Source organism: Dehalococcoidia bacterium (genome assembly GCA_035528575.1).
Classification (GTDB): domain Bacteria; phylum Chloroflexota; class Dehalococcoidia; order E44-bin15; family E44-bin15; genus DATKYK01.
The window spans coordinates 48669-60067 of record DATKYK010000028.1 but is presented as its reverse complement, the minus strand read 5'-3'; the positions used below and the strand labels follow the sequence as shown (position 1 = coordinate 60067).

Below are 11399 nucleotides of genomic sequence, written 5' to 3'. Positions count from 1 at the left end.
CTGATAGCTGAAGTTGCAATAAATCGAGACACTTTTCCCTCCTAAAAACTGCATCTAGTATTTTCGGAAATCGCCGGTCATCTTGGCGTCAATAGGGTCGGTCGCCGTCATTCTTCCTGCTGCGGGGAACGCCGGGCTTGAAGCCCACATCTCTCCCTTTTTTGGGGCGTCCTTAATACCTGCTTTCCTCAGGATCTCTTGAGCCTGAGAAAGGCGTGACTCATCAGCTTGAACGCTGATCAGGACTCCGCCTATGGAGGCACCAAACTCATAGTATCTGATGGTATCCTCCGGCAGGTCTAACTTGGTTAACGCCGCCCCGATCTTATCGGTGGCTTTGGTGCCCAGTTTTTTCGCCTTATCCACATCGCTCACCAGAATGCCGATCTCCTCCGCCTTAAAACCCTGTGATTTCAGTTCCTCAGTAGCCCTTGCTGCACTGAGGGGATCTCTAAAGAGCTTCACAACTGCCATAGACCCCTCCTTTCTTTAAAAAGCCCCAACCCCATATTTAGATAGGGTCAGGGCAGCTTGATTTGAAACAACAACCATAGATACTTAATTGCCTCTTTGTGTATTTTATCACTAGGCTATAAGCAAGTCAACATTTCAATATGCTTGGCTCTACACTATTGGGCGTGGCACCCCGCTAAGTCCACTTACAACTCGTATTTGCAGGTAAAATTATCGTAAAACCGGCAGTGGAGGGTAAACCCTGCCAACCCTTATTAAGATTCAGGCCTTCTTCGAATTGTCTCAGCAGAATTCAGGGGTGTCACTTCGCGTAACGGTGCCTCATAAACCTGAACCACATTTAGTCCCTCAAATTCTTCTTTAACAGCAGCCATCGCATACTGCCTCAGTGGTTTCACCGCACAGGGGCGCAGCGGTGTGTTGAGTTGAACCTCATCGGGTGAGAGGCCCATCGCGATTTCCGCCATTTCTCTCGCGTAGTGCCTATTTGCCTCGATGAACATCATCTGGATAGCGAGCTTCCCTTGGTAATTCTCCCTGAATAATTTGATGCCCTGAATTATCTCGTCGATGGAATGGCCTCCGTAAGGTCTGTTCACCCTGCGGAAGAACTCCTCTTCAGGGGCATCTACTTTAGCTACCACCACGTCCGCCCCGGTGAGGTCAAGGCGCACGTCATACTTGGGAATGAGTGCGGAGTTTGTCAGCACTGCCACCGGCAGATGTAGGACGGATTTAGCTATCTCTATGGCTTGAGCGAGGTTGCTGGCCAGGGTGGGCTCTCCCACTCCGGAGAATGTGACGAAGTCAGCCTCTATTTCCCCAAGCGCCTCAAGTTGGTTAACGAGTCGATCGAGGGACACAAACTCTCTTCGCTCCGCCAGGGGGTAAAGGGTCTTGCCCAGTTGGCAATATATGCAATCGAAGGAGCAGGTCTTGCCATCCGTTGATAATAGGTCGATACCCAGTGACCTTCCCAGTCGCCATGAGGCTACGGGGCCGTAGATAATGGAGTTTATCAAGCCTAATCCTCAGTCTATAGGCACGCTTGATATCCTTAAGCGTTGCTGCATTTCCCAGGCCCAGCAGTCTCGGAGCTCTGTCTATCTCCTTTAAGTTAGCCACTCTAATGCGATCCTGCTTTGTCTCGGATCATACATTGTTGCGGTAGGCCCTTTTCCACGGTTCATTCTTGAGAGCCAGATAGTCCCTGAGAACTGCCTTGAGGGTGTTTGATGCCAGCAGGGCGCAGTGCTGGCTTTCCTCCGGTAACCCGCCCAGGCTACTGAGGATGTCCTTTTGGGTAATCCCTAGAGCCTCGCCGATGCTCTTCCCTTTGACCAGTTCTGTAGTCATGCTGCCGCAGGCGATGGAGGTCCCGCAGCCATCGGTCCAGAAAGTGGCATACCTTATTCGGTCCTCTTTAACCCTGAGCCATATCTCCATAGTATCTCCACAGGGGCCGGTTACGCAGGCAAAACCATCGGCATTGGGTATACTCCCCACGTTTCTCGGATTCATGGCATAATCGATGACCGTGTCCGAGTAAATGCTTCGCATCTTATCCGCGATGTTCTCTTCCATCACTTCGAATTCAGAATCCATCCATAGCCCCTGATTTGAGACCCTTTCATACTGTCTTGATTGGTGTAGATTGAAGCAAAGCCTGGGCAAGGTTATTTACACCTTTAGAGTTGTAATGCTCGATATTCCCCTCGTCACAAAGCCTGGCCAGCTCAGGGTCCAGGGGCAGTTGCTCTATAAGTGGTGCCCCTGCTGCCAGTGCCATCTCCTCCCCCTTGGTATTGCCAAAGATATCGATCCTTTTCCCGGTGTCTGGGGAAACAAGATAGCTCATGTTCTCTACCACCCCCAAAATGGGTATATCCATCGTCTGCGCCATATGCATCGCCTTTCTGACCACCATTGCCGTTAGGTCCTGCGGGGTAAAGACGATGACTACCCCAGAGAGGGGTAATGTCTGCATCACCGTGAGGGGGACATCGGCGGTGCCGGGAGGGAGATCGACTAGAAGATAGTCTAGTTTCCCCCACACTACCTCTTCCCAGAACTGCTGGATCGCTTTGCCGATAAGGGGCCCCCGCCAGATAACGGCATCGTCCTCATGGGGTAGGAGGAGGTTAATGGACATGATCTCAATACCTGACTTGGATAGCACCGGCAGGATGCCTGTATCGCTGCCACCGGGACGGGCGGTGATGCCAAACATCTTAGGGATGCTGGGGCCGGTGATATCGGCATCCAACACCCCTACCTCATAGCCCTGGCGGTTCAGGCCAATAGCCAGAAGGCCGGTAACCAGCGACTTGCCTACGCCGCCCTTGCCACTCATTACTGCGATAACGTGATCTATTTGGTTCAGGTCCTGCGGTTTTGCCTCTTCGAATTCTATAGCGATTCCCTTGATCTTAGGTAAGTCTTTGAGAGCACTACTTGCCTTATCTCGAACGTGTTCCTGAGTGTTAGTATTGAGGCCGGTTGACGCCAAGGTTACCTTCAGCCTATCACTGTTAACCTTAATTGCCCGGATCATATTCAATCCGGTTAAGCTTCGTCCTATCCCGGGAATTAGTACCTGGTTTAAGGCCTCTTTGACTGCTTCCTCTTGCTGCATTCATATCCTCCTTTACATAGATTACTTTAGTGTAAACGGTCCATCAGGTTGTCGAGCTTGCCGGCAACATACAGCTCCACCGCTTCGTCGATATTTCCTACATCAGTGGCAATGGTCTCAATGCTATAGCCCTGTATAGCCTCATAAGCTCCCCAGCCCATGCCCCCGGCGAGCAATACCTGGCAATCGCGGATTGCCTCCGCCATGCTCTCATGCCTGGATTGAGATCCGGCATCGTAGCCATGTCGCTCACCCTCCGCTAGCTTCGCTGGCACATGGGCAGCAAAGGTCTGATGGCCAGCCTTAGACCGGGTCTCTTTAGCGGTGATCTTTCCAGAATCGACGGAGAAAACTACATAGTAAGGTGCCCGACCAAAGTGCTGGCTAACGTTCATTTCATCGTCTGATGCAATGGCAATCTTCATACCGTTTTCCATTTAAATATGGCTAAGATAATGTTATCTTGTATTTTGGTTTACCCTTCCAGAAATATATTTTGGCCGTTACCTCCTTCCCCTCTGAAAGATACCTTTCGCATACATCGCTTAGCTTTCTTGAGACGGGTGATTTAAGGAAAGCTACAAGAGCCTCATATTTCTCACCGATTTCCTTGTTCTCTATATCCCCCCTTAAAAGTTCCTTGAGGCAACTTCCAAGGTTTTGCTCAGTAAGGCACTTAATGCACTTTCCTGATACTTCTATACTGGAATATGATGGCTTAATTTCTATTGGGTCCATTTCACCTCCTCCTGCAAACTTCACCGCTGGAGCACGGCGGTGTTTCACAGCGCTCTTCTTTTCCGCAGCATGTCGTGCCCGGCTCCGCTTTATTCATTTTTATGCGGTATGAGGCGGAAACGAGCTGCTCCATATCGGCTCCGCCACAATGGGGACATCTTACTTCACCCTCAGAGGTTCTCACGAGCATCTCTGATACCCTGCCACATTCACGACAACTATAGTCATAAATCGGCATGATTGTCCTCCTTATTTCTAGAGTGGTCCAAATAAAGTTTCTTAATACCTAGTTGCCCAATACCAATGTTAATGATCGCAGACGTTATCGCCTGTTGCCAACGTGCCGTAAAGGTGGGCTAGAACAATCTCCTCCGGGTCATCTCCCACAGCCCCGACAACGACCTCGATTCGGTTCTCACTGAACAGGTTCTGAGCCCTGGGGCCCATGCCACCGGCTATGACAATATTAACTCCTTCTTCTGCCAGCCATGAAGGGAACACACCTGGCTGGTGTTCTGGGGGAATAACCAGTTCTTTGTTCACGATCTTTCGAGCAGCTTCATCCACATCGATCAAGGCGAATTGCTCACAGTGGCCAAAATGCGAGGATACCTTGCCATTGCTCATGGGTAGAGCATATCTCATAATCGAACCTCCTTATAAGCATCTTTATAGACTCATATTTGGTATTTATATCTAATTTTCCAGCACTCTAAAAATGTTCTGCCACAGCAACTCTACTTCTCGGGCAATCCCATTGGTAGAGTATTCCACCACTGGTAATCCCTTAACTAATGCCTCGGTAACGACATTATCAAACGGAAGTTTCGAGATTACCTCCACACCCATATCTCTGCAGAATTCCTCAATACCGGTTGCGTTTTCCTCATTGATATCATATTTATTTATACAAACCACGGCAGGAACACCAAAATGGCCGCATACACCGAGAACCCGCTCAAGGTCATGCATCCCCGAGAGAGTGGGCTCAGTTATGAGGAGCGCGAGGTTGGTTCCTGATAGCGAGGAGATGACAGGACAGCCGATGCCGGGCGGTCCGTCACTGAGAATATAATTAAAGCCCTGTTCCTGTGCAAGGACCTTGGCCTGCTGCCTGACAAGCGCCACCAGCTTTCCCGAATTATCCTGGGCGATCCCCAGCCTGGCATGGACCAGTGGGCCGTATTTGGTTTCGGAGATAAACCAGTGTCCGGCGAGGTTATCCTTCATCCTAATAGTATTCTCGGGGCAGACGTGAAAACAGAAGCCACATCCCTCGCAAGGGATGTGATCAACCTTGAAATTCTCTATGGCATCAAACCGGCACACCTGCTCACAGACGCCACAGCCAGTGCAGAAATTTTTATCAATGACCGCAGTCTTCCCACTCCAAAACTCCTCACTTTTTTTAACATCTGGCTGAAGTAGTAGATGAAGATCAGCAGCATCCACATCGCAATCTACTAGAACCTTGTCTTTTGTTAAAGCGGCAAAGGAGGCAACTATAGTAGTCTTCCCCGTTCCCCCTTTACCGCTCAATACAACAAGTTCCTTCATCTGTGTAACCTATCTTCTGATTTAACATAAAGCCTATAAGCGACTTCCCCTCTGTTTTGATAGCATTCAAGACACTGCTGGTCTACCTTCTCAACCTCCTCGAGGCTCACTTCGAATCCTAGCTCTTCATACATTTGTACCATTCTGTTAAGATGATCCCCACTACTAATACCAATTTCTCTCCACTCTTGGCCTGCCCTACTGATACTATTCATCAGACATTACTCCTGGCACATTGCTTCGATACTATTTCAGAGATATTCTTGAAAAGAGCTTGGAAAGCCGGCTGCCACTGTGGCATACCTTTTACGAGTGGAACGCCTCGAGAATAAAGGCGTGCGATCTCCATATCCAGCGGGATATGGAGCAGAACGGGCAATCCCTCCTCGCTACAGTAATCCTCCAGCTTACGGTCTCCCACCCCTTCGCGATTAATTACTATTCCACAGGGTATACTTAGCTTCCTCATGACCTCAACCGCTAAGGCCAAGTCATTAAGGCCAAAGGGCGTGGGCTCGGTTACCAGCAGGCAGAAATCGCTCCCACGTACTGCCTCTACCACTGGACACGAAGTTCCCGGAGGGACATCTATGATCACGGTCTTCTGCCGGTCGATATGAGCCTTTACTTTCCTGATAATAGGCGGCGCCATCGCCTCGCCAACGCTTAGCTTACCGTGGATGAACTCAATCTGTCCCGAATGACCCGTTTCCACTATGCCAACAGGCCTTCCTATCTCATTGATAGCACCTTCTGGGCACAGGTAGTAGCAGGCACCACACCCATGGCACAGTTCTGGAAACACCAGCACCTTCTTGGGTAAAACAGCGATAGCGTTAAAGGCGCAAACCTCAGCGCATTTGCCACAGAATGTGCATGTGGTCTCATCAACATTAGGTACGGGGATTTTTACTGACTCCTGGCAATCTATAACAGGCTTAAGGAATATATGGGCGTTAGGCTCCTCAACATCGCAGTCGAGGAACTGCAGGTCACTCTCCAGGGACAGTGCGAGGCTGGTGGCGATTAGGGTCTTGCCGGTACCCCCTTTACCACTGGCGACGGAGATTATCAACTAGCCCCTCACCATATTGGTGCCACACTTGGGGCAGCTTATGCTGTAGCAGGGTATCCCTACTTGGTGTTGGGTCGTAGCACCGCAACTGGGGCACACACAATTCCCTCCTGGGCCAGCGCCAGCTCGTGCACCCCCCATCCTACCCCTGCCTCTACCTAAGCCTCTTCCTGTTCCCGGGCCACCCCCACCGGGCGGCCCTGTTCCATCTCCCCCAGGCATAATAACACCTCCAGTATTTCTATTAACGCAACTGTCCTTGGCCCTCAGCCTTCTTGGCTTCCCTAAGGGCTTCCTCCAGTTCATCGAGCCGCTCAAGCATCTGTGGCGGAACCGAGTGGGGAGGCCAGCGATGCTTAAGGTCTGCTATTTGCTCTTCCAGCTCTTTGACTCTCTCCGAGGTCATCTACCTGTCCCTCAGGTGCTGCCGCTGAACGTGCTGCAGCTATCACCCATACCAGCCGAGCCACTGGCACCAGGACTGGAAAAGGTCGAGATGAGCCTTTGAGGATTTCCCGCCTTACACCTGGGACAGTTCAGCTTGGAGCCATCCTCGCCCATGGCCTGGCGAACCTCAAACCTCTCGTCACATTGGGTACAGTGGTATTCGTAGAATGGCACAATCTGCCTCCTTAGCTACCCTTTTTATCCAGCTCCGCGATGCGTTGCTGGATCGCTTCCAGCTGCTGGTTCAGCATCTCGGTCTGGCCCTTGAGTATCTCCATCTCCTGCTCGGGGCTCTGCGGCTGGGGGATTGGCTCTGCTGGAGCCATACCCATGCCCATTCCCATGCCACGTCCACCACCGCCTCCCATTCCCATGCCACGTCCGCTACCGCCCATTCCGCCACCCATTCCGAAATGCGCGTCTACACTGGGCGCGGATAACGCCTGAAACCTTCCCTCTTTGTAGCCCTCGATGGCCTGTCTCACAGTACCGCTAACACCGGTTATCACCTGGATCCCGGCTGCGGAGAGGGTTTGATAGGCATTGGGGCCACAATTACCGGTGAGCACCACCTGAACGCCCATATTAGCTACCGTCTGGGCGGTGGAGATCCCAGCGCCACCACCGGCCATGATATTGGTATTCTCGGTGGCCTCGAACTCCATCGTATCCGTGTCGGCAGCGATAAGGTACTGGCAACGGCCGAATCTCGGGTCAACCTCGGCGTCGAGGCCGGGTCCTGTCGCTGAAACCGCAATTTTCATGAATCACCTCCCTTTATTATCCCTCTGCTTCCAGCTCGCTTATCCTGGCTTCGATCTGCCCCAGGTTCTCACTCACCGCCTCCGCCTCATTCCTCAGGAAGTCAAGCTCCTGCTCACGGGTCATCTGCGGGGCGAAGGGTGTAGTCCCTTGTGTGGCCGCATAGGGCATATCCCAAGCTGCTCCATAGTAGGGGGCGTAACCGGGTGCCACCGGTGTTCCAGCAGGGAAGTACCCGCACCTGGGGAGTCCGCCCCTACCCAGGCCAATGTAGGGCCAGGGAGGAGAGCTTCCCCTGAATCCAAAACCCCACCCCCCTCTATAACCAAAGCCGTTTGGCATAAAACACCTCCTCTTTACGAGGTTACTCTTCGGCGGTGAGCCCTTTTATTCTGGACTCGATCTGCTCCAGTTGCTCCCTTGTTGCCTGAGCCTTTTTCTTCAAGAAGTCAAGCTCCTGCTCACGGGTTATCTGGGGCTCGAATGGTGCCGCCCACGGCGCAGTTGACCTGTAGGGCATAGACCCAAATCCCCAATATGGAGCATAGGGAACTCTAGGGTAAGGCTGGACAATCCCGCGCCTGAAAGATGCCCCTCCTCCCCAGGAGCTGCACAAACCTCTACCCCCTCCGGTCATTGGGCCCATTCCTCGTGGTCCTGTTCCGTCAAATCCAGGCATCACTTACCTCCCTCCTTGAATTCTACGAACTCTTTAACTAATCTCCCGGTTATTTTCCAGGCCTCTTCTTAGCGGACAGCTTAATACCTGCCCAAGCCTCTGCCCATGCCAAAGCCTCTACCCATACCAAAGCCTCTGCCCATGCCTAGGCCTCTGCCCATGCCTAGGCCTCTACCCATGCCCAAGCCTCTGCCCATGCCAAAGCCTCTGCCCATGCCTAGGCCTCTGCCCATGCCTAGGCCTCTGCCCATGCCAAAGCTTCTGCTTCTGCCAAACCATCCTCTCGCAAGCATATTGCTCACCTCCCTCTCTTCTAGGTTAGTATCTAATCCTCGATACATTCCAGCGGCCTGCGGTACCGCCTCCTGAATGGCACCCGCAGCACATACCGAGAAGCACATGCCGCATTCAATACAGCATATATGATCGATTGCGGCCTTGCCGTCCCTGATGCTTATTGCCACCTGGGAGCAAACATCGACGCAGGCGCCGCATCCATTGCACTTATCTAAATCTACATGAAACATGTCGCTACAACATCTCTCCCATCCGACGCCGGCCTCTCCTGCCGGCAAAGCCGAAGCCCGGGGCATGGACAGGATATACATTCGGGTTATCACAACTGGGACAAACCTGAATTTGTCCGGACACTATGTTCTCAAAGGGGACATCCCATTCCTTGCCATCATTACCGCATTTGAAGCGTCGCATCGCCATCTCGAAATTACCACCCTCGATCCTAATAGCTTTGCCATTGAGCAGAGCGTCTGCCAGCTTCTTCCTGGCGGATCCGAGCACCCTATGAAAGGTAGGGCGTGATATCAGCATCTTCTGAGCACACTCTTCTTGCTCAAGGCCTTCCAAATCCTTCAGACGTATCGCTTCTGCTTCCTCTATTGAAAGGCGTATCTCCTCCAAATGTATCATTGGAATTCCCGCTGGCTTGAAGAAAGTTACTTCCGGTATGGAACCGACTCGACGCCATTTGGGTGGTCTAGGCATAAAATCCTCCACTCCGTATTATAGTAATGAACCTATGTCCATTATTATAATAACAAAATGCTGATAAATTGTCAATTCCCTGTGCCATTTATAAAGATCGCCTCAAGCTAAATTGAAGCCCGATAATTTCTGATGGTGGGTCGAGATGCATTCTGTCGAAATACTCCGGAGAGGCCTAGGAAGTTGTCGACCTAGCATCAAAATTGTAAAAATATTTTTAATGGATGAGAGATGGAATTTGAGCTGAGTGGCGAGCAGTTAATGACGGTGTTGCAGTAGTCCGGGCTTCAGGCAGGGGTAGTGAAGAAAGGCCTGGTCCATGTTTGGGACAGGACAATCAGTATGTCTTGAGCGAGATTGGTTGGTTCTCCGATGATGAGGTAGCCGATGTGATGATGGAAGGGGTTATAACCACTGAGGCTGAGCCCCTTACTACGGCTTGGTAAAATCCCAGATACCGAATGCTGCGTCCATCCTCTTTAGGGTGGACTGCCCGGTCAATGTGTGGCTGCGTGAAAAAAGGAATTGGTGCGATGGGCTCCTAGGGGATGATGGTAGCCCTGGTGACCAGTCCCTTATCCTGCTCCTCAAAGGCCCTGTTGATCTCCTCCAGAGGATAGGAACGAGAGAGTATCTTGTCGAAGGGGTATTTATCCTTGGTTCGGCTGAGGAAGTCGAGGGCCTGCTTCAAGGCATAGGGCCCATATAGCATGACACCCACTATGCTCTTGTTTCCTGTCACCAGCTTGGAGGGGTCAGCCTCATAGGTCATTCCAAAGGTGACGTTGCCCATCTCCAGGTAGCGACCGCCGTTACCTAACATGTCTATGCCCTCAGGGATAACCTGGGGGAAGCCCACGAGTTCGGCGACGACATCCGCTCCCCAACCTCCGGTTAGCTCCTTTACCCTTAGCGACCGTTCCATTGGGGTCTTAAGCTCCCTCAAGTCGATCAGCTCATCGGCGCCGAAGGCCTTTGCCAACCTCAAGCGCTCATCGATGCCATCGATGACGATGATCTTCTCCGCACCCATGTCCCTGGCCACAGCGGTTGCATATATGCCCAGGCCTCCCGCCCCCTGAATGACGATGGTCTCCCCGAAGCCGAACCCCACTTTCCCCAGGCCATAGATAACCTGGGATAGGGCGCAGTTTGCTGGAGCCACCATCTCGTCGGTGAGGTCGTCAGGCACTTTAAAAACGGTGTGATTGGGGCGCAGGTAGAAGTACTCGGCATAAACGCCCAGGAAGTGAGGGGGCTGCTCGCAGGGGCTAATATAAGTGAGGGGGGCAATAAGGCACGCGCCGTCGTTTCCCTTCAGGCACGCCCGGCAACGCCCGCAGGGGTAGAAATAGCGGTGAACTACCCGATCCCCCACTGCCAGGGGCTGGCCCGCCGAGTCGGTGGTGACGCTCTCACCCAGCTTGGCTACGGTGCCTGTCATCTCGTGGCCGATGATTGCCGGTAGCGGTGCTCCCAGGGCAGCGAGGTCGATGTCACCACGCCACATATGAAGGTCTGAGCCACATATATTGGCTCTTGACACCTTGATAAGGATAGCCCCTGGCTCGGGTTCGGGCACGGGGTATTCCTTGATCTCAAAGGGATGGCCCAGGCCACAATAAACTGCTGCTCTCCCTTTCTCAATCACAGAAGAATCTCCTTTTTCTCTAAATACTTGCTATTTCAGATAACGATTTGTTTAACAATTAGAGATTGCCGAAATAGTCTCAATCAACCCCCTAATCCCCCAATCTTGGGGGACTTTTTACAGCTGGGGGACACCCCCAGACCCCCACCAGAGGGAAATCCCTCTGGACTCCCTTGGATTCCCGCCTGCGTGGGAATGACAGAAGGGAGGCGGGAATGACGGGAAAGGGACGCAGTGACAGGAAAGGGTCGCAAGGACAGGGGGGTGCGTTGGGATTGCAACACTGGGATTGCCACGCTGCGCTCGCAATGACATTTAGAATTCTTTATGAACCCCCCTAATCCCCCAATCTTGGGGGACTTTTTAAAGCTGCCCCGAT

19 protein-coding genes are annotated in these 11399 nt (G+C 52.2%); all 19 read right to left on the bottom strand.

The window, feature by feature from the left end; genetic code table 11:
- Window positions 1–54 precede the first annotated feature (54 nt).
- The 19 genes from VMX96_06620 to VMX96_06530 all read right to left on the bottom strand — a co-directional run bounded on the left by VMX96_06620 (window position 55) and on the right by VMX96_06530 (window position 11020).
- Window positions 55–474 carry a hypothetical protein gene (locus tag VMX96_06620; protein HUU63573.1) on the bottom strand — a complete coding sequence of 140 codons (420 nt, stop codon included), beginning with the start codon at window positions 472–474 and terminating at the stop codon, window positions 55–57.
- A 254-nt stretch (window positions 475–728) separates the two neighbouring features.
- Window positions 729–1496, bottom strand: coding sequence for a radical SAM protein (locus VMX96_06615; protein ID HUU63572.1), 768 nt, complete (start codon window positions 1494–1496; stop codon window positions 729–731).
- 130 nt (window positions 1497–1626) lie between these two features.
- The gene (locus VMX96_06610; GenBank protein HUU63571.1) at window positions 1627–2079 is read right to left on the bottom strand and encodes an iron-sulfur cluster assembly scaffold protein; all 453 of its coding nucleotides are present in this window, start codon (window positions 2077–2079) and stop codon (window positions 1627–1629) included.
- 25 nt (window positions 2080–2104) lie between these two features.
- Complete coding sequence (locus tag VMX96_06605) at window positions 2105–3109, bottom strand: Mrp/NBP35 family ATP-binding protein (protein HUU63570.1); 1005 nt, start codon at window positions 3107–3109, stop codon at window positions 2105–2107.
- Between the two features lie 26 nt (window positions 3110–3135).
- Window positions 3136–3534 (bottom strand): NifB/NifX family molybdenum-iron cluster-binding protein, encoded by a 399-nt coding sequence (locus VMX96_06600; protein ID HUU63569.1) that lies wholly within the window; start codon window positions 3532–3534, stop codon window positions 3136–3138.
- A gap of 22 nt (window positions 3535–3556) precedes the next feature.
- A complete protein-coding gene (locus VMX96_06595; GenBank protein HUU63568.1) occupies window positions 3557–3847 on the bottom strand; it encodes a hypothetical protein in 291 nt (96 codons plus the stop codon).
- A 1-nt stretch (window position 3848) separates the two neighbouring features.
- Complete coding sequence (locus tag VMX96_06590; GenBank protein HUU63567.1) at window positions 3849–4085, bottom strand: zinc ribbon domain-containing protein; 237 nt, start codon at window positions 4083–4085, stop codon at window positions 3849–3851.
- 68 nt (window positions 4086–4153) lie between these two features.
- Entirely contained in the window at window positions 4154–4492 is a 339-nt protein-coding gene (locus VMX96_06585; GenBank protein ID HUU63566.1) for a NifB/NifX family molybdenum-iron cluster-binding protein, read from the bottom strand.
- A 51-nt stretch (window positions 4493–4543) separates the two neighbouring features.
- Complete coding sequence (locus tag VMX96_06580) at window positions 4544–5404, bottom strand: 4Fe-4S binding protein (GenBank protein ID HUU63565.1); 861 nt, start codon at window positions 5402–5404, stop codon at window positions 4544–4546.
- Complete coding sequence (locus VMX96_06575; protein ID HUU63564.1) at window positions 5401–5619, bottom strand: hypothetical protein; 219 nt, start codon at window positions 5617–5619, stop codon at window positions 5401–5403. Before VMX96_06575 ends, VMX96_06580 begins: the two co-directional genes overlap by 4 nt.
- Window positions 5619–6479, bottom strand: coding sequence for an ATP-binding protein (locus tag VMX96_06570; protein HUU63563.1), 861 nt, complete (start codon window positions 6477–6479; stop codon window positions 5619–5621). Before VMX96_06570 ends, VMX96_06575 begins: the two co-directional genes overlap by 1 nt.
- 244 nt (window positions 6480–6723) lie before the next feature.
- On the bottom strand, window positions 6724–6885 hold the full coding sequence (locus VMX96_06565; GenBank protein HUU63562.1) for a histidine kinase: 162 nt from the start codon (window positions 6883–6885) through the stop codon (window positions 6724–6726).
- 11 nt (window positions 6886–6896) lie between these two features.
- Window positions 6897–7100 (bottom strand): zinc ribbon domain-containing protein, encoded by a 204-nt coding sequence (locus tag VMX96_06560; protein ID HUU63561.1) that lies wholly within the window; start codon window positions 7098–7100, stop codon window positions 6897–6899.
- A gap of 11 nt (window positions 7101–7111) precedes the next feature.
- Window positions 7112–7690 (bottom strand): NifB/NifX family molybdenum-iron cluster-binding protein, encoded by a 579-nt coding sequence (locus tag VMX96_06555; protein HUU63560.1) that lies wholly within the window; start codon window positions 7688–7690, stop codon window positions 7112–7114.
- A 16-nt stretch (window positions 7691–7706) separates the two neighbouring features.
- Window positions 7707–8030, bottom strand: coding sequence for an rRNA methyltransferase (locus VMX96_06550; GenBank protein ID HUU63559.1), 324 nt, complete (start codon window positions 8028–8030; stop codon window positions 7707–7709).
- A 22-nt stretch (window positions 8031–8052) separates the two neighbouring features.
- Window positions 8053–8367 carry a DUF5320 domain-containing protein gene (locus tag VMX96_06545; GenBank protein ID HUU63558.1) on the bottom strand — a complete coding sequence of 105 codons (315 nt, stop codon included), beginning with the start codon at window positions 8365–8367 and terminating at the stop codon, window positions 8053–8055.
- Between the two features lie 80 nt (window positions 8368–8447).
- Window positions 8448–8942 carry a 4Fe-4S binding protein gene (locus VMX96_06540; protein ID HUU63557.1) on the bottom strand — a complete coding sequence of 165 codons (495 nt, stop codon included), beginning with the start codon at window positions 8940–8942 and terminating at the stop codon, window positions 8448–8450.
- The gene (locus tag VMX96_06535) at window positions 8899–9369 is read right to left on the bottom strand and encodes a DUF134 domain-containing protein (protein ID HUU63556.1); all 471 of its coding nucleotides are present in this window, start codon (window positions 9367–9369) and stop codon (window positions 8899–8901) included. The genes VMX96_06540 and VMX96_06535 overlap by 44 nt, the downstream gene beginning before the upstream one ends.
- Before the next feature lie 541 nt (window positions 9370–9910).
- Window positions 9911–11020 (bottom strand): zinc-binding dehydrogenase, encoded by a 1110-nt coding sequence (locus VMX96_06530; GenBank protein HUU63555.1) that lies wholly within the window; start codon window positions 11018–11020, stop codon window positions 9911–9913.
- Window positions 11021–11399 lie beyond the last annotated feature (379 nt).